This window comes from Lactobacillus sp. LL6 (genome assembly GCF_007570935.1).
Classification (GTDB): Bacteria; Bacillota; Bacilli; order Lactobacillales; family Lactobacillaceae; genus Lactobacillus.
On sequence record NZ_VLLR01000001.1, the window covers coordinates 776,509 to 801,843 of the forward strand.

General features: G+C 33.6%; 23 protein-coding genes. 20 read left to right on the forward strand and 3 right to left on the reverse strand.

All coding sequences use genetic code 11. The annotated features are described in order from the left end of the window. Window positions 1-34 precede the first annotated feature (34 nt). From coaBC to FOD82_RS03975, 3 genes are all read left to right on the forward strand, one after another. On the forward strand, window positions 35-1,225 hold the full coding sequence (gene coaBC / locus FOD82_RS03965) for a bifunctional phosphopantothenoylcysteine decarboxylase/phosphopantothenate--cysteine ligase CoaBC (RefSeq protein WP_144356013.1): 1,191 nt from the start codon (window positions 35-37) through the stop codon (window positions 1,223-1,225). A 304-nt stretch (window positions 1,226-1,529) separates the two neighbouring features. Then, window positions 1,530-2,339, forward strand: coding sequence for a sugar-phosphatase (gene yidA, locus FOD82_RS03970; RefSeq protein WP_144355196.1), 810 nt, complete (start codon window positions 1,530-1,532; stop codon window positions 2,337-2,339). Between the two features lie 43 nt (window positions 2,340-2,382). Further along, the gene (locus FOD82_RS03975; protein ID WP_144355197.1) at window positions 2,383-3,348 is read left to right on the forward strand and encodes an NAD(P)-dependent oxidoreductase; all 966 of its coding nucleotides are present in this window, start codon (window positions 2,383-2,385) and stop codon (window positions 3,346-3,348) included. A 59-nt stretch (window positions 3,349-3,407) separates the two neighbouring features. Here the strand turns inward: FOD82_RS03975 and FOD82_RS03980 are convergent, their stop codons facing one another. Together FOD82_RS03980 and FOD82_RS03985 are read right to left on the reverse strand one after the other, a co-directional pair. Further along, window positions 3,408-4,814: an amino acid permease gene (locus tag FOD82_RS03980; protein ID WP_144355198.1), complete on the reverse strand. Its 1,407-nt coding sequence runs from the start codon at window positions 4,812-4,814 to the stop codon at window positions 3,408-3,410. A 20-nt stretch (window positions 4,815-4,834) separates the two neighbouring features. Then, complete coding sequence (locus tag FOD82_RS03985; RefSeq protein ID WP_144355199.1) at window positions 4,835-5,449, reverse strand: DedA family protein; 615 nt, start codon at window positions 5,447-5,449, stop codon at window positions 4,835-4,837. A gap of 142 nt (window positions 5,450-5,591) precedes the next feature. Between FOD82_RS03985 and uvrC the strand changes: the two genes are divergently transcribed. The 8 genes from uvrC (at window position 5,592) to FOD82_RS04025 (ending at window position 14,606) form a co-directional block, all read left to right on the forward strand. After that, window positions 5,592-7,394, forward strand: a complete 1,803-nt coding sequence (uvrC, locus tag FOD82_RS03990; RefSeq protein ID WP_144355200.1) for an excinuclease ABC subunit UvrC — start codon at window positions 5,592-5,594, stop codon at window positions 7,392-7,394. 80 nt (window positions 7,395-7,474) lie between these two features. Then, window positions 7,475-8,779 carry a GTPase ObgE gene (obgE, locus tag FOD82_RS03995; protein ID WP_144355201.1) on the forward strand — a complete coding sequence of 435 codons (1,305 nt, stop codon included), beginning with the start codon at window positions 7,475-7,477 and terminating at the stop codon, window positions 8,777-8,779. A gap of 24 nt (window positions 8,780-8,803) precedes the next feature. After that, window positions 8,804-10,723: an acyltransferase family protein gene (locus FOD82_RS04000; RefSeq protein WP_144355202.1), complete on the forward strand. Its 1,920-nt coding sequence runs from the start codon at window positions 8,804-8,806 to the stop codon at window positions 10,721-10,723. A gap of 12 nt (window positions 10,724-10,735) precedes the next feature. After that, the gene (rnz, locus tag FOD82_RS04005) at window positions 10,736-11,674 is read left to right on the forward strand and encodes a ribonuclease Z (protein ID WP_144355203.1); all 939 of its coding nucleotides are present in this window, start codon (window positions 10,736-10,738) and stop codon (window positions 11,672-11,674) included. Further along, window positions 11,674-12,468 carry an SDR family oxidoreductase gene (locus FOD82_RS04010; protein WP_144355204.1) on the forward strand — a complete coding sequence of 265 codons (795 nt, stop codon included), beginning with the start codon at window positions 11,674-11,676 and terminating at the stop codon, window positions 12,466-12,468. The genes rnz and FOD82_RS04010 overlap by 1 nt, the downstream gene beginning before the upstream one ends. A gap of 8 nt (window positions 12,469-12,476) precedes the next feature. Beyond that, on the forward strand, window positions 12,477-12,698 hold the full coding sequence (locus FOD82_RS04015; RefSeq protein ID WP_144355205.1) for a lipopolysaccharide assembly protein LapA domain-containing protein: 222 nt from the start codon (window positions 12,477-12,479) through the stop codon (window positions 12,696-12,698). Between the two features lie 107 nt (window positions 12,699-12,805). Beyond that, window positions 12,806-12,991, forward strand: coding sequence for a 50S ribosomal protein L32 (rpmF, locus tag FOD82_RS04020; protein WP_144355206.1), 186 nt, complete (start codon window positions 12,806-12,808; stop codon window positions 12,989-12,991). Between the two features lie 58 nt (window positions 12,992-13,049). Further along, entirely contained in the window at window positions 13,050-14,606 is a 1,557-nt protein-coding gene (locus tag FOD82_RS04025; RefSeq protein ID WP_144355207.1) for a bifunctional UDP-sugar hydrolase/5'-nucleotidase, read from the forward strand. Between the two features lie 58 nt (window positions 14,607-14,664). Here the strand turns inward: FOD82_RS04025 and FOD82_RS04030 are convergent, their stop codons facing one another. After that, on the reverse strand, window positions 14,665-14,874 hold the full coding sequence (locus tag FOD82_RS04030) for a YjzD family protein (protein WP_144355208.1): 210 nt from the start codon (window positions 14,872-14,874) through the stop codon (window positions 14,665-14,667). Window positions 14,875-14,980: 106 nt separating this feature from the next. Between FOD82_RS04030 and FOD82_RS04035 the strand changes: the two genes are divergently transcribed. The 9 genes from FOD82_RS04035 to FOD82_RS04080 all read left to right on the forward strand — a co-directional run bounded on the left by FOD82_RS04035 (window position 14,981) and on the right by FOD82_RS04080 (window position 25,313). Continuing rightward, complete coding sequence (locus FOD82_RS04035; RefSeq protein WP_144355209.1) at window positions 14,981-18,100, forward strand: DNA polymerase III subunit alpha; 3,120 nt, start codon at window positions 14,981-14,983, stop codon at window positions 18,098-18,100. Between the two features lie 165 nt (window positions 18,101-18,265). Continuing rightward, window positions 18,266-19,231 (forward strand): 6-phosphofructokinase, encoded by a 966-nt coding sequence (pfkA, locus tag FOD82_RS04045; RefSeq protein ID WP_144355210.1) that lies wholly within the window; start codon window positions 18,266-18,268, stop codon window positions 19,229-19,231. A gap of 28 nt (window positions 19,232-19,259) precedes the next feature. Beyond that, window positions 19,260-21,032, forward strand: coding sequence for a pyruvate kinase (gene pyk / locus FOD82_RS04050; RefSeq protein WP_144355211.1), 1,773 nt, complete (start codon window positions 19,260-19,262; stop codon window positions 21,030-21,032). 134 nt (window positions 21,033-21,166) lie between these two features. Further along, window positions 21,167-22,054, forward strand: a complete 888-nt coding sequence (locus tag FOD82_RS04055) for a S1-like domain-containing RNA-binding protein (protein ID WP_144355212.1) — start codon at window positions 21,167-21,169, stop codon at window positions 22,052-22,054. After that, entirely contained in the window at window positions 22,041-22,934 is an 894-nt protein-coding gene (locus tag FOD82_RS04060) for a tyrosine-type recombinase/integrase (protein ID WP_242450215.1), read from the forward strand. Before FOD82_RS04055 ends, FOD82_RS04060 begins: the two co-directional genes overlap by 14 nt. 8 nt (window positions 22,935-22,942) lie before the next feature. Next, complete coding sequence (locus FOD82_RS04065; RefSeq protein ID WP_144355214.1) at window positions 22,943-23,299, forward strand: reductase; 357 nt, start codon at window positions 22,943-22,945, stop codon at window positions 23,297-23,299. Then, window positions 23,292-24,026: a segregation/condensation protein A gene (locus tag FOD82_RS04070; RefSeq protein WP_144355215.1), complete on the forward strand. Its 735-nt coding sequence runs from the start codon at window positions 23,292-23,294 to the stop codon at window positions 24,024-24,026. The genes FOD82_RS04065 and FOD82_RS04070 overlap by 8 nt, the downstream gene beginning before the upstream one ends. Further along, the gene (gene scpB / locus FOD82_RS04075; protein ID WP_144356014.1) at window positions 24,016-24,594 is read left to right on the forward strand and encodes an SMC-Scp complex subunit ScpB; all 579 of its coding nucleotides are present in this window, start codon (window positions 24,016-24,018) and stop codon (window positions 24,592-24,594) included. Before FOD82_RS04070 ends, scpB begins: the two co-directional genes overlap by 11 nt. Next, on the forward strand, window positions 24,594-25,313 hold the full coding sequence (locus FOD82_RS04080; RefSeq protein WP_144355216.1) for a pseudouridine synthase: 720 nt from the start codon (window positions 24,594-24,596) through the stop codon (window positions 25,311-25,313). Before scpB ends, FOD82_RS04080 begins: the two co-directional genes overlap by 1 nt. Window positions 25,314-25,335 lie beyond the last annotated feature (22 nt).

The following is a 25,335-nucleotide window of genomic DNA, read 5'->3' on the forward strand; positions in this document are numbered from 1 at the left end:
TGAAATTAATCTATTTTATTTTTTAGAAGGTAATATTATGAGAATAGCAGTTTATATTACAGGTGGAATTGCGGCATATAAGGCAGCGATAGTTGTACGTGGTTTAGAAAAAATGGGTCATGAAGTGAGAGTTATCATGACTAAAAATGCAGAAAAATTTGTAACAAGACAAACTTTTGCTACTTTAACTAAGTATCCAGTTTTGGATGATTTGTGGTTAGCACAAAATGAAGCAAAAGTTCCTCATGTCCATTTGGCTAAATGGACTGAATTAGCGCTCGTAATTCCAGCAAGTGCAGACTTTATTGCTAAAATGGCTAATGGACTTGCTACAGATGCGGCTTCTACTACAATTTTAGCAACAGCATCTCCTAAAGTTATAGTTCCTGCAATGAATGATAATATGTGGAATAATCCAGCAACTAAAAGAAATATTGCTCTTCTTATGAAAGATGGAGTAAAAATTATGGAACCGGCAGTAGGGATGCTAGCTGAGGGTTACAGTGCTAAAGGAAGAATGCCAGAACCAGAAGAAGTATTAAGCTATCTAGACAAATTTTTACAACGTAATCAAAATTTAATAAATAAAAAAATAGTGATTACGGCTGGAGGAACTATTGAAGCAATAGATCCAGTTAGATATATTGGGAATAATTCTAGTGGCAAAATGGGAATTGCCTTAGCAGAAGCTGCTGCTGAAGCTGGTGCTTGTGTAAGTTTGATTTATGGTAATATCAGTATAGAATTACCTGAGGATAAACGTATTCAAAAATTCCATGTAACTAGTTCAGAAGATATGCTTGAAAAAGTTCAAGAAGAATTTAAGGATGCTGATGCTTTGATTATGGCAGCTGCAGTAGCTGATTGGCGGATGAAAAAAGTAGCAGATCATAAACTTAAAAAACAAGAAAATCAGAATGAATTACATTTAAGCCTAGTTAAAACTAAAGATATTTTAAAAGAAATTGCTTCTAAGAAGAAAGATAATCAAGTTATAGTTGGGTTTGCTGCAGAGACAAATGATCTTTTAAAGAATGCAAATAGAAAGTTGAAAGAAAAAGAAGCTGATTACATTATTGCTAATGACGTTTCTAAGAATGTTTTTGGCAACGATGAAGATCAAGTTACCATTTTGCAAAAAGATAGTAAAAATCAGAATTGGCCAAGAATGAGCAAGCAACAAATTGCCAAAAAAATAGTTAATTTATTGTCTAATGATTTGTAACAGAAGTGTAATATAACATTAAAAATAGTTATTTTAGAGCTAAATCTGCATAAATACTAGATTTGAAGGAGTTTTATAACATAACTTTTGTTATAATTGTATAGTTTATGCTTGTTTTATTAGTTAAATCTAGTATCATAAGTTGTGGGAATTAAGAGACTGAAGGGAAAGAGTTGACGGTAATTTTGTCAACCCTTTCTTTTTTATTAAAAATATAATTTCTTCGTAGTATTTTTCTGGGGTTTTATGCATCATCAAAGTGAGATAATGAAATAGAAATTCAAATAAAAAAGTAGATGAAAAAATGACAGATATAAAATTAATTGCAATTGATATTGATGGAACTTTGGTAAATTCACAAAAAAAGATTACGCCAGAAGTTAAATCTTCAATTAAAGCAGCTGAAAAAGCAGGTAAAAAAATAGTTATTTGTACTGGCAGACCTTTATCAGGTGCTCAACAATATTTAGATGAGCTAGGTTTAAATTATCAGGACAATCAGTATATAGTAAGCTTTAATGGAGCAGTTGTTGAATCAACTAGTGGAAATGTAATTTTTAAAAAAGAACTAGATTATCAAGAATATGTTGATTTAGAAGCAATTGCTCGTAAATTGCAGTTGCATTTTCAAGCAATAGCTCTTGATCGTATCTATACTGCTAATCGAGATTTAAGTCCATATACTATTTATAATTCAAGTGTTGTAAAGCTGAATGTATCTTATCGTACGCAAGAAGAAATGCGAAAGATACCGATAATTAAGTGTATGTATATTGATGAACCTGATTATCTTAATAGTAAGATTAGCAATCCGATTTTTAAAGCTATTCAAGATCGTGTAGCCCTTTCTAAGACTGAACCATTCTATTTTGAAGCTACTGCAGCAGGAGTAGATAAAGGAAAAGGGCTAAAAATATTATGTGAGCATTTAGGGATTGCAGCTCAAAATGTAATGGCAATTGGTGATCAAGAAAATGATATGTCAATGATCAATTATGCTGGTATTGGTGTAGCTATGGGAAATGCTGTTCAAATTACAAAAGATAGTGCAGATATGATTACTGCTGATTGTGATCATAATGGAGTGGCTGTAGCAATTAATACAATTTTGTAATAAGATGAATTTAGAAAAAGTGTTTATTACAAAGGAGAAAATTATGGCAAAAGCAAAGGTTTTGGTTTTAGGTGAACTTAGACAAGATGCCTTAGAAAATTTAAAGGAAAAATGTGATGTAGTAATTGGACCTGAAGGTCATAGAATGAAAGATGATCGTCAGTGGGTATTAGATCATATTGCTGCATATGATGGTGTTATTGTTGCAAAAATGGTTTTTGATCGAGAAATGATCGATGCAGCCAAAAATTTGAAAATCATCTCAACCTATGGAGTAGGATATGATCACGTAGATACCAAATACGCAAAAGAAAAAGGAATTATAGTTTCAAATTGTCCTAATAGCGTACGTCGTCCTACTGCGGAATTAGCCTTAACTTTATTGCTTGCTAGTGCAAGAAGAGTTCACTTTTATGATCATTCTCTTAGAGAAGGGGTCTTTTTAAATGTTAGTGAATATGATAATCAGGGTTATACTGTTGAAGGTAAAACTCTAGGAATTTTAGGAATGGGCAATATTGGTCAATTAGTGGCGCAATTTGCTGCAGCACTTGGAATGAAAGTTATATATCATAATCGTCACCAATTAAGTTCTGATGTAGAAAAAAAGTTAAATGCAACTTACGTTGACTTTGATACATTGGTAAAACAAGCTGACTTTTTAACACTTCATGCTCCTGCTACAAAAGAGACTAATCATATTATTAATAAGGATGTCTTTAAAGTTATGAAACCTACTGCGTTTTTAATTAATGTTGCTCGTGGTTCATTAGTAGATGAAAAAGATTTGATTGAAGCAGTAAAACATGGTGAGATTGCAGGTGCAGGTTTAGATGTATATGAAGATGAACCACATATTGATCCTGAATTATTTAAGTTAGATAATGTAGTATTAACTCCGCACGCAGGTTCTGCTACGCACATAGCTCGCTATAATTTATCAAAAGAAGCTGCAAAAAATGTTTATTCATTTTTAGTTGATGATAAAGCAATTAATAAAATTAATTAAAAAAGAAACGTCTTTAAGTGAGACGTTTCTTTTTGCTTGATATTTTAAATTATGTAAAGTTATGCTTCTTCTGCCTTAGAATTTTTATTTTCTAATTGGCTATGATGATAACCGTAAACCAAATAGATGATTGCACCAATTACTAACCAAATAGCTGCCATAATGAAAACATCTTTATTTAACTGGCACATCATAAAAATACAGAATAAACCAGAAATAATAGGAACGACTGGATAACCAGGTACTTTAAAACCAGTATTTGAAATATCAGTCCGTTTTCTTAATCGTAAGATTCCAAAGGATACAAGTGTGAATGCAAATAATGTACCAAAGCTTACTAAATTAGTTAACTGGTTAACTGAGAAAAATGCAGATCCTAAAGCAATAACAACCGTTACAACAAATAAAGAAATTTGTGGAGAATTGTGTTTTTTATCAAATTTACTGAAGTGATGAGGAAGAAGTCCATCTCGTGCCATTGCGTAAATAAGGCGAGAACTTGAATAAATCATGGTAAGCATCATAGTTGCCATACCAACCATTGCGCCAAGAGAAAGTAATTCTGCTACCCAATTTTGATGAACATATTGAAGTGCAAAGGCTACGGGGTTAGCAACATTTAAGTCAGTATAATTAACCATTCCAGTTAAAACGATAGAAACTCCCATATATAAAACTACTGCTACAGCTAAAGTTCCTATAATTCCTAAGGGCATATTCTTTTGTGGCTTTTTAACTTCAGCGGCTGAAGAAGATACCACATCAAAACCTAGAAATGCGAAGAATACAGTAGTAGCTCCCTTAATAACTCCTGACATATGATATGGCAAGAATGGTTTATAATTGGATGGTTTAATAAATTGCAATCCAACAAAAATAAATATTAAGATAATAGCAATTTTTAAAATAACTGCAAAATTATTGATTTTAATTGAACTCTTCATTCCTTGGGCTAGTAAAAGAGCAATTAAAACTACTACAACTACCGCAACTAAATCAAAATATACTCCATTTTTTGGATCAAATGGACCAGAAATAGCTTTTGGCAAACTTAAACCAAATGGTTTAATAAATGAGGCAAAGTATGATGACCACCCAGCGGCAACGGTTGCTACAGCCAACATATATTCTAAAATAAGAGCCCAGCCCATTAGCCAACCAGTGAATTCACCATAAATAATATTACCGTATGAATAAGCACTTCCGGCAACAGGAATTGCAGATGCAAATTCCGCATAACACATCCCAGCAAGAGCACAGATCATTGCGGCCACTAAGAATGATAGACTGACTCCAGGCCCCGCAGTTGTTGCTGCAACGGTACCCGGCAAAATAAATATTCCAGTACCAATTACAGCTCCCACTCCCATCGCAATCAAATCAAAGGCTGATAAAGTACGAGAAAATTTGATATCCTCGCCCAGATAAGTCTTAACATTTTGCTTACGAAAAATATTCAAATTCAAACAACTCCTCTATTTGTATTTTATGCATTCTTAATGCGCTTTTTATACCAACTAATAGCAAAATAAATAAAAGCAATTAGTAAAAGAATAACGACTGCTAATGAGTACTCTTCAAAAATCAAAACGATTTTTTCCCACTTGCTTCCCATATAGGCTCCAAGTGAAATCAAAATGCTATTCCAAATCAAGCTTCCTAAAGTAGTTAAAATTATAAACTTAGTCATAGAAACTTTAGCAATTCCAGCAGGGATTGAAATAAGACTACGCACAACTGGGATGCATCTACCAAAAAGAATAGCTTTTATTCCATGTTTATCAAACCAAGCAATTGATTTTTTAACATCATCTTTTTTAAATCCTAATTTTTTGAAAAAACTATGATTAAATAGTTTTTCTAAGCGTTCTTCATTAAGTAGTGTCCCAACCCAATAAAGAATTAACGCACCAATTAGGGCACCAATAGTTGAAGCAATAATCAATCCTAAGACGTTCATCTTAGTATGTGTAGTCATAAAACCACCAAAAGAAAGAATTACTTCTGATGGAATTGGCGGAAAAATATTTTCCACAGCAATCAGCAATAGGACTGCTAGATAACCAAAATGATCGATCAATGAAAAAATCCAAGCGGTCATTAAATTCTCCTTAATAAATATAAAAAGTTTTATTGACAAATATATCAAAAAAAATGTTAGATAACAATTCTTTAAGCAAAAAATAAATAAATTGTTAAAAGTTGTGCTAAAATTGGAGTGCTAATTTTGAGGAGGGAGCAAAGTGGCAACAGAATTAATTGAAAATAAATTAAAATTACTGCCTGAAAAACCTGGCTGTTATCTAATGAAAGATATTAATGGTAAGGTAATTTATGTAGGGAAATCTAAAAACTTAAAAAATCGTGTCCGTTCTTATTTCAAAAGTAAGCAAGTAGGTAGACGAGCTGAGCTTGTTAAAGAAATTCGCGATTATGATATTATTACCGTTTCCACTGATAAGGAAGCTTTTTTATTAGAGATAACATTAATAAAGAAATATCAGCCTTATTATAATGTTCAACTCAAACAAGGTACGGGATATCCATATATAGAAATTACTAAGGAACATGACCCTCAAACTAGATTAACTAGTGTGATTCGCAAAGATGGCGGCTATTATTTTGGACCATATCCTAATGTTTATGCAGCTCAGGCTACTTTAAAATTCATTCAAAAAGTATTTCCACTTCGTCGCTGTAGTGGTAATCAAGGTAGACCATGTCTTTATTATCATATGGGACAATGTTTAGGAGCTTGCTTTAAAAAAGTACCTAAAAGTGAATACGATTCTCAAATTAAAAAAATTAAGAGTTTTTTGAATGGTGATATTGCAAGCGTTAAGCAAGAGTTAACTAATAAAATGATGACAGCTTCTGAAAACTTGGAATTTGAAAGAGCTGGAGAAATCCGTGATCAATTGAAATATATTGAAGAAACTGTTGAAAAACAGAAAATTATTTCTAATGATGGAACTCAACGAGATATATTTAATTTTTATGTAGATAAATCTTGGATTTCTATTCAAATATTCTTCTTACGGCAAGCAAAGCTTTTACGCAGAGAAACTCGAATGTTCCCTTTAACTGATATTAATGATCCAGAAGATGAGTTTACTTCTTTTATTGCCCAGTTTTATAATCAAAAAAATCATGTTTTGCCTAAAGAAGTATTAGTGCCTGAGGGATTAGACAATGAGAGTCTTGCAGAGGTTTTAAAAGTAGCAGTTAGAACTCCTAAGCGCGGGCAAAAAAAGTCACTGCTTGATATGGCTGAAGAAAATGCTAAATTAAAGCTCGATGATAAGTTTCGCTTGTTGGAACTTGGAAATAGAAAAACTAAAGGAGCACAAAAAGAAATTTTTGATGCTTTAAATTTGCCATATGGTCATATTATTGAAAGTTTCGATCATTCTCATATTCAAGGTGCAGATCCAGTTTCAGCATTAGTTGTTTTTAAAGATGGTGAACCTGATAAGACTTCATATCGAAAATTTAAATTAAAAGGTGAAGTTGAGCATCAAAACATGGCCGATGAATTGCGCAATACTCGTGAAGTTGTTCGCAGAAGATATGGAAGGCTTTTAAGAGAACATAAACGTATGCCTGATTTAATTTTAATGGATGGTGGTCAAATTCAAGTAGAAGCTTGTGAAGATGTTTTAAGGAATGAATTAAATTTAAATATTCCAGTGGCTGGGATGGTTAAAGATGATAAACACCGCACGAATCATTTGCTCTATGGAGATCCAACAAATGGGGAAGAATTTCGAATGATTCCAATGGATCCAAAATCGCAAGGCTTTTATTTAATGACTCGTATTCAAGATGAAGTACACCGTTTTGCAATTACTTTTCATAGGCGTACTCACGCAAAAAACGCTTTATCAAGTAAGCTTGATTCAATTAAGGGGATTGGTCCTAAAAGTCGTAATAAGCTTTTGCGAGAATTTGGTTCTCTTAAGAAAATTAAAGAGGCTTCAATTGACGACTTGCGGGCTGCAGGATTAAGCTTAACTCAAGCACAAACTGTAAAATTAACTTTGTAATACTATAAGAAACTGCCCTTGATGTGGTAAACTAGATTAGTTAGAAATAAGAATTTTAAAGACGGAAGGAGATAGGTAACATGCCAACATTTGTTGATCAAACCAAAATTGAAGTTCAAGCCGGTAAAGGTGGCGACGGCATGGTTGCTTTCCGCCATGAAAAATACGTTCCAAATGGCGGACCTGCAGGTGGCGATGGTGGTCGTGGCGGCAGCATTATCTTTGTTGCTGATACAGGGTTACGTACTTTAATGGATTTTCGCTATCGCAGAAAGTTTAAGGCTGATAATGGCGAAAATGGTAGAATAAAATCTCAATATGGCCGTGGTGCTAAGGACTTATATTTGAAAGTCCCAGTTGGTACTACTGTATATGATTTTAATACGGGCGAAGTAATTGGAGATTTAGTTGAAAATAAACAAGAATTAGTTGTAGCCCATGGCGGTCGCGGCGGTCGCGGTAATATCCACTTTGCTAACAGTGTAAATACTGCACCAGAAATTGCTGAAAATGGGGAACCTGGTGAAAATCGGGTTTTACGTTTAGAACTTAAGATGCTTGCTGATGTGGGATTAGTTGGATTCCCATCAGTTGGTAAATCCACCTTACTTTCAGTAGTAACTAAGGCTAAACCTAAAATTGCGGCATACTCATTTACAACTTTAACTCCTAATTTAGGAATGGTAATTTTGCCAGATGGGCGAGATTTTTCAATGGCAGATTTGCCTGGACTTATCGAAGGAGCAAGCCAAGGTGTAGGATTAGGTATTCAGTTTTTGCGTCATATCGAAAGAACTAAGGTAATTTTGCATTTGGTATCTATGGATCCTAATAATGGACGAGAAGCTTTAGAAGATTACAAGACGATTCGTAAAGAGCTTGCAAGTTATGATGCTGATTTGTCAGATAAGAGAGAATTAATTGTTGCAACTCAAATGGATATTCCTGGTGCTGATGAAAAACTTGCTGAGTTTAAAAAAGCACTTGAAAAAGATGGTATAAATGAACCTGTATATGCTATCTCAAGTGTAACTCATAAAGGTGTAGAAACCTTAATGCAGAATACTGCTGATTTGGTTGAAGAAGTTGAAAAACAAAAAGCTGCTGAAAAGCCAGTTGAAAAGCAAAAAACTCGTGAATACAAGTATGCTGCACCTAAGAAGAATGAATTTACAGTTGAAAAAGTTGGAGAACATGAATTTATCGTTAAAGGCGATAGCCTAGAAAGATTAGTTCAAATGACTAATTTAGATCACCAAGACGGTATTATGCGTTTGGCTAGAAAGCTTAAGAACTTAGGCGTTGATGATGCCCTTCGTGCAAAAGGTGCAGTTGATGGTGATGATGTAGCAATTGGCGACTTTAACTTTGAATTTGTACAATAAAACACTAGTAGAGAAGTTAAAAATATGGCAAAAAATCGGTTTATTACAGGATATTCTGGACTTAGAGCGTTAGCAGTTATTGGGGTCATTCTTTATCACCTAGATCCTAACACCTTTATTGGCGGGTATCTTGGGGTGCCGATCTTTTTTGTTTTGTCAGGATATCTTGTTACAGACCATATGCTTAAATCCTATAAGCATACGGGAAAATATAATAATAAGCATTTTTATTTAACTCGTGTTAAAAAGTTATATCCGCAGATGGTTACTCTTTTGTGGTTATGTGCTGCTTATATATTATTATTTCAACGAAATCTTTTGGCAAAATTAAATCAGATAGTGGCAACTAATTTATTAAATGTATATAATTTTTGGCAAATTTCAAATGGTCAAAGCTATTTTGAAAGGTTTGCAGCTAATGAGTCTCCGTTTACTCATTTATGGACGATGTCTATTGAAGGGCAGTTTTATATTTTATGGCCTCTTGTAATTTTTTTATTAGTAAAGTTTGCTAAAAAAAGAAAACGGGTATTTTGGATATTATTTGGTCTATCTATTGCTTCAGCAATAGAAATGGCAGTCTTATATTTGAGAGGTGCTGATATTAATCGAATTTATTATGGTACCGATACACGCTTTTTTGCATTAGGTCTGGGAGCTGCTTTGGCTATTATTTGGCCGATTGAGAACTTAAAAACAAATATTACTAAATCAGATACTAAATTATTGGACTTAATTGGATTTACAAGTTTAGTAGTAATGCTAGCTATGTTCTTTAGTAAACAAGTTGAAGCCCAATCTGCATTTGTATATTGCGGTGGAATGTTTTTATTTACATTTTTTACTACTGTTTTAGTAGGGGTAATTGCTCATCCGGGAAGTCATTGGAATAAATGGATGACTAATCCAGTTTTTAGTTGGATTGGTTCAAGAAGTTATGGAATATATTTATATCAATTTCCAGTAATGATTTTCTTTGAGGATAAAGTTACCGATTTAGCAGACCATGTCTTTTTATACCATGTAATAGAAATTGGATTAATTTTGATTTTAAGTGAAGTAACTTATCGCTTAATTGAAAAACCAATGAGTAAAATTACTTGGCAAAAAACTAAGAACTTTTTCTTACAAGTAATTGACAGTCGAGAAAAAGATTATGTTAAACGAACTAAAGCAACTTTAGCTAGTATAGTATTTTTATTTGGATCAATTGGAATTCTAGTTTCTCCTCATGCCAAAGCAGTTGACTTTAATAAGAGTCAACTAGCTGAAAGAATTACTGCCAATAAGAAAGAACAAGAGAAAGAGAATAAGCAGTTAATTGCAAAAATGAAGAAACGCAAAAAAACAGAAGCTGATTCTTCAAATATTATAAAAAAAGCTGAAAAAGCTGTTAAAACTCACCCTGTTAACAAATCTTTTGTTAAGTATGGAATTTCACAGCTTGATTTACAATTAGCACAACATGTTCAAGTTACTGCACTAGGAGATTCGGTAATGGCTGGTTCTAGTGATGATTTGAAAAAACTTATGCCTAAAGCTTTAATTGATGCAGCTGTATCAAGACAATTAAATGTAGCATTTGGACTACTAGATGAATACAAAAACGAAAATGTTTTAGCTAATAATGTTTTAATTGGTCTTGGTACTAATGGACCATTTTCTATGGAAGATGTAGATCATTTGATGCATCAAGTAGGGCAAAAACGTCATGTATTTTGGATAAATACACATGTTCCTACTAGACAATGGCAAGGTCAAGTAAATGGACTATTAAAGCAAGCTGCGAAAAAGTATCGCAATTTGACGGTTATTGATTGGTATGGTTATTCTAAAAATCATCCTAATTGGTTCTATGATGATCATACTCATCCAAATCTTAAAGGGTCGAAATACTACAGTAGTTTTATAACAAAGACGATAGTTAAGGAATCAAAGTTTTAGAATAGGAAATACATGGAATTACAATTTTTAGGAACTGGGGCAGGACAGCCTTCAAAACAAAGAAATGTATCAAGTTTAGCATTGAAGCTATTAGATGAACTAAATGAAATTTGGCTTTTTGATGTAGGAGAAGCTACCCAACATCAAATTTTACGGACTAATATTCGTTTAAGAAAAGTAACAAAAATCTTTATTTCCCATAATCATGGTGATCATATTTTTGGTTTGCCAGGATTACTTGCTACACGTTCTTTTCAAGGAGATGTAGGTCCAATTACAATTTATGGACCACCAGGTTTAGAGCAATTTATAAAGACTTCTCTGCGTGTTTCACGCACTAAGGTATCATACCCAATTAAGTTTGTAGAACTTAAAGAGGGGGGCTTAATTTATAAGGGACAAGGGTTTAAAGTTTACACTGAGAAGTTAGACCACCGTGTACCAAGCTTTGGTTATAGGGTTGTAGAAGATTCTCGCCCAGGAGAGCTATTAATGGATAAATTAGCTGACTATAATGTCCCTAATGGTCCTTTATTAGGTAAGCTCAAGAATGGTGAACAAGTAGTTTTAGAAGGTGGGACGATTTTAAACGGCAAAGACTTCCTTGGACCCGATAGACCTGGTAGAATTGTTACTATAATCTATGATACAAGATCAACTCCAACAATTGCCCAATTAGCCAAAGATGCTGATGTATTAGTTCATGAGTCAACTTTTGCTGGTCATGAAGCAAAATTAGCACATTCATATTATCATTCAACAGCGGTTGAAGCTGCGACGATTGCGCGCGATAATGGAGTAAAGCATTTATGTTTAGATCATATTTCTGCTAGGTATTTAGGTGCAAATGCTAAAGCTTTAGAGAAACAAGCTAAGGACATTTTCCCTAACACTAAGTTAGTAAATGATTTTGATGATATTATAATTCCAATGAAAGGTACTGCAGACTGATGAGTGATTCATTAAGAAATAAAGTAGTTGTTGTAACAGGAGCTTCAAGTGGTATTGGACGCTCTATTGTACTTGAGAGTGCAGGACGCGGAGCAACTGTCATTTTAATTGCTAGAAGAAAAGAACGTTTGGAAGAAATTGCAGCTGAAGCTCGTGAATTATCAGGAGCTGATGCATATGTTTTCCCAACTGATATGAGTAAGGCTGATGAAATCGGCGATACTTTTAACAAGATGACTAAAGTAGTTAAGCATATTGATTATTTGGTTAACTGTGCTGGATATGGCAAGTTCGAAAACTTTATGGAAAGCGATATTCAAGATGCTACTAATATGTTCCAAGTAAATGTGTTAGGCTTGATGTACTTTACACGTTTGGTAGGACGTGTAATGATGAGTCAAAAAACTGGTCAAATTGTAAACTTTGGCTCTATTGCTGGAAAAGTTCCAACTACAAAATCAGCAGCTTATAGCGCATCAAAAGCTGCAATTATCCAATTTTCAAATGTTTTACGTTTAGAACTTAAACCATTTGGAGTAAAGGTGATGACAGTTAATCCAGGACCGGTTTATACTAACTTCTTTAATGTTGCTGATTCAACTGGCAATTATGCTAAGAATGTTGAAGAATTTATGCTTGATCCCGATGATGTGGCTTGGCAAGTAGTTCATTATTTTGGTAGTGATAAACGTGAATTGAATTTACCAATTAGTTTAGCAATTTTAGCAAAACTTTATAATTTGTTCCCAACTTTAGGAGATAAAGTTTCATTAGAATTTGCATCAAGAAAGTAGATTTATAAATGGAGGATAAGAAAAAACAAGTTAACTTAATTATCAGCTTAGTAGTAGCTTTAATTGCTGTGATTTTTGTAGTAATGAATACAAGCCCTGTTGCAATCAACTTTGGTTTCTTTAAAGTTAAATTGCCGTTAATAATTGTGCTTGTTGTAATGGTAATTATTGGAGTATTATTAGGCTGGTTTTTGGGACAAGATAAAAATTTTCATAAGAAGAAAAATTAATTAACCTTGATTTATTGATGATTCAATAGTATCATTGAATCACGTGAGTTAATCAGGCTGTTGAATTAGCTTGAGACTTAAATATTATAATAAAGGAGATCAAAATAATGGCAGTTCCTGCAAGACATACTTCAAAGCAAAAGAAACGTTCACGTCGTGGTCACATTAAGCTTTCAGTACCAGCAATGCACTATGATGCAACTACTGGTGAATACCGCTTAAGCCACCGTGTTTCACCAAAGGGTTATTACAAGGGTCGTCAAGTTGTTAACAACGCTAACGGCAATAACTAATAAAAAAGACACCGGTCGGTGTCTTTTTTTATTATATATTTTAGAAAGTTTTTGAAATATGAAATTAGTATTTTTACATTCAAGTGACACACATGGTTTTATGCTTCCGACTGATTATCAAAGCAGAGGAAGATATGATGCGCCGATTGGATTAAGTCGTGTAAGTTCAGCTATTAAGTCTGAAAAGGCGAAATACGGCGCTGATAGCGTAATTGTAACAGATGCAGGTGATTGCTTACAGGGATCACCTTTGGCCTCATATACGCATTCATTAAAGAATTATTCGGGGTTGAGCAAGTTTACTGATGCCTATAATGAAGTAGGGTATGATGCAAGGTGTCTTGGAAATCATGATTTTAATTTTGGTTTAGATTATTTAGCTTATTATATTGATAATAATAAGGCGCCAATGGTAAACGATAATGTTCTTGATGCAGAAACTAATGTGCCAGCTTTTGGACGAGAATATGTAATTATTGAAAAACAAGGGATTAAAGTTGGACTTCTTGGAATTACTACTCAATATGTACCTCATTGGGAACCTAAAGAACATGTTGAGGGATTGAAGTTTGTTTCTGCGTTTGAAAGAATAAAACATTATGCAAAAATTCTGCGCCCACAAGTTGATGTTTTAGCTGTAATGTATCATGGTGGATTTGAAAGTGATCCTATCACCGGAGAAGCTACAGAACCTCATCGAGGAGAAAACGAAGGTTATAAGATTTTAACAGAAATTCCTGAAGTTGATGTGATGCTTACTGGTCACCAACATCGCAGACTTAATTTAGTTACTCGAGACACAGCAATTGTTCAGCCGGGGTATCGCGGTGAAGCAATTGCGGAAGTAATCTTGGATATTGATGATAAAACTAAAAAAATCAAAGAAATGTCAACTAAATTAGTCGATACTAAAGATTATGATCCTGATCCTGAAGTAGTTAATATTGTAAAAGATCTGGATTCTGATACTCAAAAATGGCTAGACCAACCCATTGCTGAATTAAGTGAGTCAGCTCCAATTGAAAATGCTATGAAGGGACGTTTAGAAGGTGCACCGTTTATTAATTTATTGCAACAGATGCAATTATGGTTTACTAAAGCAGATGTTTCTGCAACTGCGGTAATGAGTGAGGTAGCTAGAGGATTTGATAAAACTGTAACCTTGCGTGATATTTTATTAAATTATCCTTATGCAAATCAGTTGTGCCGTGTGAAATTAACAGGTAAAGAATTACGCCATATAATTGAACATAGTGCTAGTTTCTTGGAAAAAGATAATAATGGAAAAATCAAATTCTTAGATCGCTGGATTACGCCAAAGCCACAACTATATCATTTTGATGTCTTTTATCCAGTTAAATATGAAGCTGACATCTCTAAGCCTGTAGGAGAACGAATCCAAAACTTAACTTTAAATGGAAAGTCTCTTGAAGATGATAAGACTTATTATTTAGCTGTTAATAATTATCGAGCTATGGGTGGAGGATTTTATCCTGAGTATAGTGTAGATAAAATTGATATGACTTTGGATAAAGATTATGTTCAGATGTTTACTGAATATTTGACTCATGGTGAAGTTAAGGTAGATACTAAGAAAAATTACAAATTTTATTAAGATAAAAAATAACCAGTTGATGCTAAATTGAGCACCAACTGGTTATTTTCTTTGCTTTTTATCTGTTAAGCTTGCTATACTTGCTCTTGTCCTTATGTGAGCCAGCTGTTATTGCTGGAATGATAAGTGCGAAAAGAACACCGAAAATAACTCCGATTAAAAGAGCTTCTTTAGGTTCAAATACACTTTGAGTTAAAGGAGCAGCGATAAAGCCGATTACGAGCATGTAAATAACGCTCCAGATAATTGTTACGATAAAACGACCCATAGTTATTTCCTTCTTTCATAGATGAATTTTAGCAAAGTTTGAGTCTATTTTCAAACTGAATAAATGGATTTGGTATAATTAATTTAACATAAGAAAGGTGGTTAAAATGAAACTTGCAGCAATTCAAAATCTTAGTAGTTTTTCTCTTTTGCAAAGTCCAACTAAAATAAAAGATTTGTTGACAACAGCAAAAGACAAGGGATATGAGGCAGTTGGACTAACTGATATTAATGTTACTTATGGATTAGTGAATTTTTTTGAAGTAGCTAATGAAGTAGGAATTAAACCACTTTTAGGGATGCAAATTAGAATTAATGGGTTAGTTGATTCTAGTGAAAAATATGATTTGATAGTTCTAGCTAAAAATAATCAAGGATATAAAAACTTGCTCAGACTTTCTAGTGCTATTAATTTGCTTACAGAAAATGGTGAAAATAAAAGAATTTTAACCTTAAAAGAGTTAAGTAAATATTTAGACAATTTAATTATAATTACAACAGCTAATGTTCATAGTGAACTTTTAAGACTATATGAAAGTAACCAAAATCTTGGCAGTGATTATTTGAGAGAGTTAAAAAGTTTGATTTCTACGACAAGCTCATTGTATTTGGGAGTATATGCGAATAAAAATCAACAAGACTATATTAATTACTTACAAAGTTTAGCTAAGCAGTTTAATTTACCCTTAGTTAGTGTAGAGGATGTGCAATATTTATATCCACGGCAGCAATTTTTACAAAAAACACTCACAGCAATTAAAAATAATGACAAACTTCAGAATATCATTCCATTATCTAAACAAAATGGTTCGCATTTTATGATGGAAAGTAGTGAACTGGTAGAGAAGTATCATGAATTTGGATTAGATGAAGCCCTTGAAAATACTTGGAAAATTGCTCAGGAATGTACAGCAGAAGTTACATTTCAAAAGCCAGTTTTACCTAAATATCATCAAACTCAATTTCCATCATCACAAGAATATTTATATTATTTAGCTCAAAAAGGACTTAAAGAAAAGTTTGAAAATCATAATATTCCTATAAAGTATCAAAAACAATTAGAATATGAGCTTAAGATTATTAATCAGATGGGATTTGATGATTATTTCTTAATTGTTTGGGATGTCATTAATTATTGTCATCGAATAAATATTACAACTGGACCTGGGAGAGGGTCTGCATGTGGATCACTAGTGTCATATGCATTAAAGATTACTCAAGTTGATCCAATAAAGTATAATTTGCTATTTGAACGTTTCTTAAATCCAGCTCGTCATGAAATGCCAGATATTGACCTTGATATTCCTGATAATCGGCGTGATGATGTAATAAAGTATATGTATAAAAAGTATGGGATGGACCATGCTGCTCAAATTTTAACTTTTGGTAGCTTAGCTGCAAAACAAGCTATTAGGGATGTAGGAAGAGCCTTTGGTCATAGTTTGGTGGAAGTAGATAAGTGGACTAAAGCAATTCCTAGAGTTAAAGGCAAAATAAGTTTAGACGAAGCTTATGAACAATCTCGTGATTTTCGTATTATAGTAGACTCAACACCAGAAAATAAATTGCTTTTTCAAACTGCTCGAGCTATTGAAAATTTACCAAGACATTATTCTATTCATGCAGCTGGGTTAGTAATTAGTGATGATTCAATTGCTGGGATTTCTGGTCTTCAAGCTGGTCAACTAGGAATTCCTATAACTCAACAAACTAAAAAATATGTTGAATCATTAGGACTTTTAAAGATTGATTTTTTGGGTTTGCGTAATTTAACAATTTTGGGAAATACATTAGACCTAATTCGTAGTCAAGGAATTAACATTGATCCTAATAAAATTCTGCTTAATGATCGTGAAACTCTTGAGCTTTTTCAAAAAGGCAATACAGATGCGGTGTTCCAATTTGAATCTAATGGAATTAGAAATGTTTTAACTAAGCTTCATCCAGACAATTTTGAAGATTTAGTAGCAGTAAATGCCTTATATCGACCAGGTCCTATGAAAAATATTGATTTATTTATTGCTCGTAAAAAGGGTAATAGTCCTATAAAATATCCGGACCCTAGTTTAAAGAGAATTTTATCGTCTACCTACGGTATTTTGGTTTATCAGGAACAAGTTATGCAAACAGCTCAAGTTTTGGCAGGTTTTTCTTTAGGAGAAGCTGACTTATTACGGCGAGCAATGTCGAAAAAACAGCAAGCAATTATTGATAAGCAACGTCAAAAATTTATAAATGGGGTTATAAAAAATGGACATCCTCAAGAAGTCGGTGAACGTGTTTATAATTATATTGAGCAGTTTGCAAATTACGGTTTCAATCGTTCGCATGCTGTAGCTTATACTAAAATTGCATTTTGGTTAGCATATTTAAAGGTTCATTTTCCTGATGCTTTCTTTACAGCACTATTAAATGCTGGAGGAGCTGGTAAAAAAACACAGAGTTATATTGCTCAAGCTCAAGAAGCTGGAATTAAAATTTTGCCACCAGATATTAATAAAAGTATGATTGACTATACGCTTGATAATCGTAGAATTTTAGTAGGGTTAAAAGCGATTAAGGGATTAAGAAATGATTTTATTCAGCAAATTGTTTTATTAAAAAAGCCGATAAAAAATCTTAGTGATTTTTTAAGAAAAATTGATTCAAAATTTTTGCAGGTAGATGCAATTAAGGCACTAATTAAAGCTGGTGTTTTTGATACAATTGAGCCCAACAGAAATAAATTGCTTGAAAATTGTGCAGATATTGTTGAGAATATTCGATTAACAGGGGACAATTTGTCTCTATCAGAGAGTTTAGGCGGAATCAGAATGTCTGAAGCCCATGAAGTAACAGCTAGGGAAAAAGCTGAGATGGAAGAAGAAGTTTTAGGTTTTTCAACTGCTGCTTCACCATTGATTGCTATACAAAAATATGCTCAAAAATTTAATGCTAAACCATTGAATCAGTTTTTTGCTAATGAAACTGGAATTAGTGTTGGTAGACTTATTAAACTAAAGCAAATTAGAACTAAAAAAGGTGATGCAATGGCGTTTGCTGTTTTTGAAGATACAACCACTTCGCAAGATATAACAATTTTTCCGCAAGTATATGAAAAAATCAGTAATAAATTAAGTGAAGGGAAAATATATATATTAGGTTTGCGTGTTCAAAATGATAAATTTGATCCTCAACGTAAACAGTATCTCCTTACCAATTTGCGTGAAGTACAATTTGTAGAATAAATGTAAATTTGTGGTTGCTTAATAGAAGCTGTTTGTAAGCGCAAACAGTAAAAAACATTGATAAATCAGTAAATTAAACCACTTTTTTTGAGATTTTTTAGCAAAAAAATGTTAATATTTATTTGATGTGAGAAATTACACAAATTATCATGATGAGGTGAATTCATGAAACGGATTGGTATTTTAACCAGTGGTGGCGACGCCCCTGGCATGAATGCAGCAATCAGAGCCGTTACCAAGACTGCAATCCATCACGGACTTGAAGTCTTTGGCATTCGTTATGGTTTTGCCGGATTAGTTGCCGGTGACTTTATTCCGCTTACAGCAGAAGATGTCGACCATAAGATCAGCCAAGGTGGTACTTTCTTATATTCAGCTCGTTATCCAGAATTTGCACAAGAAGAAGTGCAAAAAAAGGGTGCTGAACAATTAAGAAAGCATGGTATCGACGCTGTCATCGTTATCGGCGGTGACGGTTCATATCATGGTGCCTTAGCTTTGACTCGTCTTGGTATTAATTCAGTAGGTCTTCCAGGAACTATCGATAACGATATTCCTTATACTGAATATACTATCGGTTATGATTCTGCTTGTCGTACTGCCATGGACGCAATCGATAAGATTCGCGATACAGCAAGTAGTCACCACCGCGTATTCATTGTTAATGTAATGGGTCGCGATTGTGGTGATGTTGCTATGCGTGTAGGATTAGCTAGTGGAGCTGATGCAATTGTTATTCCTGAACGTCCTTACGACATGAAGGAAATTGCAGAAACTCTTAAGCGTGGTTTTGCTGATGGCAAAGACCATGGTCTTGTAGTATTAGCTGAAGGTGTCATGGATGCTGATAAGTTCAAGGATGAACTCTTGAAGTATGGTGACTTTGATGCTCGTGGCAATGTGCTTGGTCATATGCAACGTGGTGGTTCACCAACTGTTGAAGATAGAGTGAATGCTACTAAGATGGGTAATTTTGCTGTTAACTTGCTTCTTGAAGGTAAGGGTGGCTTGGCTGTCGGTATGGAAGGCGGTAAGCTTAATACCCATGACATCCTTGATCTTTTCGATGGTAAGCACCAAGGCGATTTCACATTGTTAGATGTTAATGAAGAAATGACTAAGAATAATTAGTCAATTTTTGGAGAGGATTTTAATTATAATGAAGAAAAAAACTAAGATTGTTAGTACTTTAGGGCCAGCTTCAAACAATATTGAAACTATTACTAAGTTAGCTGAAGCTGGTGCAAACGTATTCCGTTTCAACTTCTCACACGGTGACCACGATGAACACCGTGAACGTATGAACATGGTTCGTGAAGTAGAAAAGAATCTTGGTAGACCACTTGGTATCGCTCTTGACACTAAGGGTGCTGAAATTAGAACTACTGAACAAGAAGGCGGCAAGTTCACTATTAACACTGGTGACATTATCCGTATTTCAATGGATGACACTAAGAAGGGTAACAAGGACAAGATCTACGTAACTTACAAGGGCTTGTACGGTGATACTCATGTTGGTGGTCACGTATTAATCGATGACGGTTTGGTTGATCTTTTGATCAAGGAAAAGGACGACGCAAATCAAGAACTTGTTTGTGAAGCTCAAAACACTGGTTTAATCGGTTCAAAGAAGGGTGTTAACGCACCAGGTGTTGAAATTCGCCTCCCAGGTATCACTGAAAAGGATACTAACGACATTAAGTTTGGTTTGAAGGAAGGTATTAACTTTATCTTTGCTTCATTCGCACGTAAGGCTCAAGATATCTTAGACATCCGTGAACTTTGTGAAGAAGCAGGTGCTGACTACGTTAAGATCTTCCCTAAGATCGAATCACAAGAAGGTATCGACAACGCTGATGAAATTTTACAAGTTTCAGATGGTTTGATGGTTGCTCGTGGTGACATGGGTGTTGAAATTCCATTCATGGAAGTTCCATTTGTACAAAAGAACTTGATTAGAAAAGCTAATGCACTTGGTAAGCCAGTTATTACTGCTACTCAAATGCTTGACTCAATGCAAGAAAACCCACGTCCAACTCGTGCCGAAGTTTCAGACGTTGCTAACGCTGTTCTTGATGGTACTGATGCAACTATGCTTTCAGGTGAATCAGCAAATGGTTTGTACCCAGTTAACGCTGTTAAGGCAATGGCTGAAATTGACGAACGTACTGAACAACAAATGCTTAAGCGTAACACTTTAGCTCTTCAAAGATTTGAAGACTACAAGGGTTCAAACGTTACTGAAGCTATTGGTGAATCAGTTGTACGTACTGCTCAAGAATTAGGCGTTAAGACTATTATTGCAGCAACTAAGTCAGGTTACACTGCACGTATGATTTCTAAGTACCGTCCAAATGCTGATATTGTTGCTATGACTTTCGATGAAAAGATTCAACACTCATTAGCAGTTGTTTGGGGTGTAACTCCAGTATTGGCAGACAAGCCATCATCAACTGATGACATGTTTGAAAAGGCTGCAGAAGTTGCTAAGGCAGAAGGTCTTGTTAAGGATGGTGACCTTGTAATCATCGTTGCTGGTGTTCCAGTTGGTGAATCAGGTACTACTAACATGATGAAGCTTCAAATCATCGGTAACAAGCTTGCACAAGGCTTAGGTGTTGGTAACGGCTCAGTTGTTGGTAAGGCAGTTGTTGCAACTTCAGCAGAAGAAGCAAACAGCAAGGTTAAGGAAGGCGACATCTTAGTTGCTAAGACTACTGACCCAGATTACATGCCAGCAATCAAGAAGGCTGCAGGTTTAGTTGTTGAAGCTTCAGGTTTGACTTCACATGCAGCTGTTGTTGGTTTATCATTAGGTATCCCAGTTGTTGTTGGTACTACTGATGCAACTGAAAAGATTGCTGATGGTTCAACTATCACTGTTGATGCACGTCGTGGTGCTATCTACCAAGGCGAAATCTCAAACCTTTAATTCATAGAATTAAATAGTTTAAATAGCTAGTCTTAAGTGACTAGCTATTTTTTTGTTATAAAGATGCTAACTATTTTAATTTATTGCTTTTTCTCTTATACTATTATTAATGAATCTATTAGGAGAGAATATTTATGCTTGGAACAATTGAAAAAGGAAAAATTATTGATCAAAATGAGGACGCATTTTACGTTCAAATTGATGGTATTACATATGAACTAAAAAAACATGAACTTACTCAAGATGAAATTCCAAAAGTAGGAGATGAAATTCAAGGATTTATCTATGACAATAAAAACCATGATCGTGAAATGACACAGTTTTTACCATTTGCTCAACCAGATCAATATGGTTGGGGAAAAGTTACAGAAACTCGTCCGGGTTTAGGTGTATTTATAGACATTGGCTTACCAGATAAAGACGTTGTTTTATCGATGGATGATCTTCCATTTGATAAAAATCGCTGGCCAAGAAAGGATGATAAGCTTTTAGTTCGTCTTGAAACTGATGAGAAAGATAGAATTTGGGCAAAATTAGCTGATGAGAATATTTTTGAACAATTAGCTGCAAATTTCCCTAAAGACATGAAAAACAAAAATGTCTTTGGGACCGTTTATGCAAGTCGTGATATTGGTGCATTTGTAATCACTAGTGATTACTATTTGGCTTTTGTACATGAATCTCAAATGGGACGTCAATTGCGATTAGGAGAGCAATTTAAAGGGCGCGTAATTGGAGTTAGTCAATATGGACGGTTAAATTTAAGTAATTTACCTCGTGCGTTTGAAGAAATTGATGATGATGCTCAAATGATTTTAATGAGTTTAAGAAGAAAAGAAAGTAAAACTTTACCATTTTACGATAAATCTGATGCACAAGATATAAAAAATTATTTTGGCATATCTAAATCCGCTTTTAAACGAGCACTAGGACATTTGTTGAAAGCAAACTTGATTGTAGAAGATAAGGATGCTGGAACTATTACCATGATTAATGATCCAGAAAAATCTGAAGATGAATAGGTTAAATGATCAAATAAACAGTTACTTAGAATTTGTAAAAATAGAAAAGGGCTTAAGCAACAATACTATTCTAGCCTATAAGCAAGATTTAACTGAATTTATAAACTTTTTGCAGGTTGAAGGTATTAAATCTTGGCCCAGTGATGTTATTGATATTAATGCTTTTTTAGCAAGGCAAAGTCAAGAAAAGTCAGACAGTTCTGTGACAAGAATGATTTCAACTTTAAATAAGTTTTATCAATGGCTGGCAAGACAGAATATTCAAAAACTTAATCCTATGCTGGAAGTTGATGCCCCTGATAGAAAAGTTCAACACCAAACTGCTCTAACTGAAAATGAAATAGTCCAGTTATTAGAAAAAATAGATACTAATAAAAAAAATGGTATCAGAGATAGGGCTCTTCTTGAGGTATTTTATGCTACTGGAATTAAAACTAGTGAATTAGTAAATTTAAGAGTGCAGGATGTTTATAAAGATTTACAGTTAGTCCAGATTCATGATGGTAACAAGTCTCGGTTAATTCCAATTAATAAAAAGGCTTTAAATTGGATTGAAAAATATGAAAAAGAAGTTCGAAATCCTCTTGTGCATAAAAAAGAATCGAGTAGTCAAAATCTTTTTTTAAATAATCGTGCTACTAAGATAACTAGACAAGCAATTTGGCAAATTATAAAGCGTGCTTGTAAGAATGCAAACATAGAAAAAAATGTAACACCTAATATGCTTCGCTATACTTTTACTGTACATTTATTAAATCATGGTGCTGATCTCCAAGTGGTACAGGCGATTTTAGGATATACTGGTAATGATATCTTTCAGAGAGAGTTATCACAAAAAAGAATTTTGGATGTGTATTTAAACTCTCATCCACGTTTATAGGTGAAAAAATGTTAATCGAATATAAAAAAGATAATGAAAAAGTCGCAATGGGACTATTATCCTATTTGTCAGATTTTAAAAATCTTGAAAATCTTAAAGAAGAAATTAAACTTAATCGTGAGAGTGAAGAATTTAAACTATATTTATATAAAAATGAAGATAATAATGTTATCGGAGTAATTGGAACGCAAATCAATAGAAAGTTTATTATTGTACGCTATCTTTCACTAGCACCAGGATTTAGAGAAAAAAGATATGAAATAGCTATTTTAAAAGATTTAGCTACTAGTCATCCTAAATTAACTGTCACAGCAGTTCCAGAATATACATTTTTAATAAAGGACTTGAATAATTCTGATGAATAAAAATTTGACACTAGAATTGCCTAATTTTGAAGGACCATTAGATTTGCTATTACACTTAATTAGGTCTCAAGAAATTGATATTTATGATATTCCCATTGCACAAATTACTAGTCAGTATTTAGCATATTTAAAGCAGATGCAAAGGTTAAATCTACAAATTGCAGGGGAATACTTTGTCATGTCTTCAACTCTGTTAAGAATTAAATCACAGTATTTACTTCCGCAAAATGATTTTATTGATGAAGAAAGTCAAGAAGAAGATCCCCGAGATGAATTAGTTCAGCAATTGGTTCAGTACTCACTTTTTAAGAAAATATCAGGCTATTTCAAGGATAGAAACGATGAAATTCCTATAACTGTTTCTAAAGAGGCTAGTGTATCTACAGATAATAAGGTACAGCCATTACCTTTAGGACAAATTACATCTTCGGAGCTAGCTAATACTTTTGCTTTAGTTTTGCGTCGAATGAAAGTTAAGCATTCAGACAAGGCTATGATTAAGATGGAAGAAATATCAATCGATGATATGATTGTATATTTAAAAAATCGTCTTAACCAAGCAAGGCAAGTGAGCTTTTTTTCTTGTGTGGATAATTTTAATAATATTTCAGATGTAATTGGGCTGTTTTTAGCATTATTAGAATTATGTAAAAACCATCAATGCATAGTAAAGCAAGTAAGAAATTTTGGAGACTTAACTTTAGAAAGAATTGATAATCATGACTAAATTGGCTGAGTTAGAAGCATTGTTATATATTGCAGGCGATGATGGCATTAGTAAAGAATCTTTAGAAAATTTATTAAAATTAAGTCAAACTGAAGTGGATACTTTATTACAGCAATTAACGCAAAAATTATCTGCAGATAGTTCGTCTGGTTTAACATTGCTTCAAATCAACAATAATTGCAAGTTGGCTACTAAGCCAGAAGTAAGTTCTACAGTTGAAAAATATTTTCAAAAAGATGTTTCAAAAACTCTTAGTCAATCTGCATTAGAAATTTTGTCTATTGTAGCTTATCGTCAACCAATTACCAGGGTTGAAATTGATGATATTCGTGGAGTAAATTCTTCTGGTGCTATCCAAACATTAATTTGGCGTGGCTTAATAAAAGCAAGTGGTAAAAAAGATGCACCTGGTCATCCAAATTTATATATTACTACAGATTATTTTTTACAATATTTCGGTTATCAAAGTTTAGCTGATTTGCCAGTAATCGAAGATTTTGAAGATGACCTGGCAGTTGAAGATGAAGAAGTAGATTTATTTGATAGAAATCAAAAGGAGGAAGAATAATGGCATTAGAACGTTTGCAAAAAGTTATTGCAGAAGCTGGTATTGCATCTAGAAGAAAAGCAGAGAAAATGATTGTTGCTGGTAGAGTTCGAGTAGACGGAAAAGTTGTTACTAAATTAGGAACTAAAGTAGAAACTTTTAGTAATATCACTGTAGATGGTGAACCAATAGAAAGAGAAAGTTTGCATACTTATCTTTTTTATAAACCACGAGGAGTTGTATCGACTGCAAATGATGACAAAAGTAGAAAAACTGTAGTTGATTACTTTGATGAAATTCCATATCGGATTTATCCAGTTGGTAGACTAGACTATGATACTTCAGGCTTATTGTTGATGACTAATGATGGAAGTTTGGCTAATAAATTGATGCATCCTAAGCATGAGGTACCAAAAGTTTATGTTGCCAAGATTTCTGGAATTTTGACACCAGAAGAAATTAAGTCATTGACTCACGGAGTAAAGTTTGATGGACATAAAAGTGCACCAGCTAAAGTAAAGATTTTACATACAGATAAGCGTAAAAATACTCAAATTGTACAATTAACAATTCATGAAGGACATTATCATCAAGTTAAAAAAATGTTTAAAGCAGTAGGTCATCGAGTATTAAAATTGTCAAGAGAACGTTATGCATTTTTAGATTTGAAATCACTTACATCGGGACAGTATCGCGAATTATCGCATAATGAAGTTGACAGATTAAAACACTTAGACTAAACTGAAATTGTAATTTGATATT

Coding starts and splice junctions, on each gene's coding strand:
- FOD82_RS04035 (WP_144355209.1), top strand. CDS start 14,981: ATGAAACTTGCAGCAATTCAAAATCTTAGTAGTTTTTCTCTTTTGCAA.
- FOD82_RS04030 (WP_144355208.1), bottom strand. CDS start 14,874: ATGGGTCGTTTTATCGTAACAATTATCTGGAGCGTTATTTACATGCTC.
- FOD82_RS04080 (WP_144355216.1), top strand. CDS start 24,594: ATGGCATTAGAACGTTTGCAAAAAGTTATTGCAGAAGCTGGTATTGCA.
- rpmF (WP_144355206.1), top strand. CDS start 12,806: ATGGCAGTTCCTGCAAGACATACTTCAAAGCAAAAGAAACGTTCACGT.
- FOD82_RS04010 (WP_144355204.1), top strand. CDS start 11,674: ATGAGTGATTCATTAAGAAATAAAGTAGTTGTTGTAACAGGAGCTTCA.
- FOD82_RS04065 (WP_144355214.1), top strand. CDS start 22,943: ATGTTAATCGAATATAAAAAAGATAATGAAAAAGTCGCAATGGGACTA.
- rnz (WP_144355203.1), top strand. CDS start 10,736: ATGGAATTACAATTTTTAGGAACTGGGGCAGGACAGCCTTCAAAACAA.
- FOD82_RS04025 (WP_144355207.1), top strand. CDS start 13,050: ATGAAATTAGTATTTTTACATTCAAGTGACACACATGGTTTTATGCTT.
- FOD82_RS04015 (WP_144355205.1), top strand. CDS start 12,477: ATGGAGGATAAGAAAAAACAAGTTAACTTAATTATCAGCTTAGTAGTA.
- obgE (WP_144355201.1), top strand. CDS start 7,475: ATGCCAACATTTGTTGATCAAACCAAAATTGAAGTTCAAGCCGGTAAA.
- pyk (WP_144355211.1), top strand. CDS start 19,260: ATGAAGAAAAAAACTAAGATTGTTAGTACTTTAGGGCCAGCTTCAAAC.
- yidA (WP_144355196.1), top strand. CDS start 1,530: ATGACAGATATAAAATTAATTGCAATTGATATTGATGGAACTTTGGTA.
- FOD82_RS04070 (WP_144355215.1), top strand. CDS start 23,292: ATGAATAAAAATTTGACACTAGAATTGCCTAATTTTGAAGGACCATTA.
- FOD82_RS03975 (WP_144355197.1), top strand. CDS start 2,383: ATGGCAAAAGCAAAGGTTTTGGTTTTAGGTGAACTTAGACAAGATGCC.
- FOD82_RS04055 (WP_144355212.1), top strand. CDS start 21,167: ATGCTTGGAACAATTGAAAAAGGAAAAATTATTGATCAAAATGAGGAC.
- FOD82_RS03985 (WP_144355199.1), bottom strand. CDS start 5,449: ATGACCGCTTGGATTTTTTCATTGATCGATCATTTTGGTTATCTAGCA.
- FOD82_RS04000 (WP_144355202.1), top strand. CDS start 8,804: ATGGCAAAAAATCGGTTTATTACAGGATATTCTGGACTTAGAGCGTTA.
- pfkA (WP_144355210.1), top strand. CDS start 18,266: ATGAAACGGATTGGTATTTTAACCAGTGGTGGCGACGCCCCTGGCATG.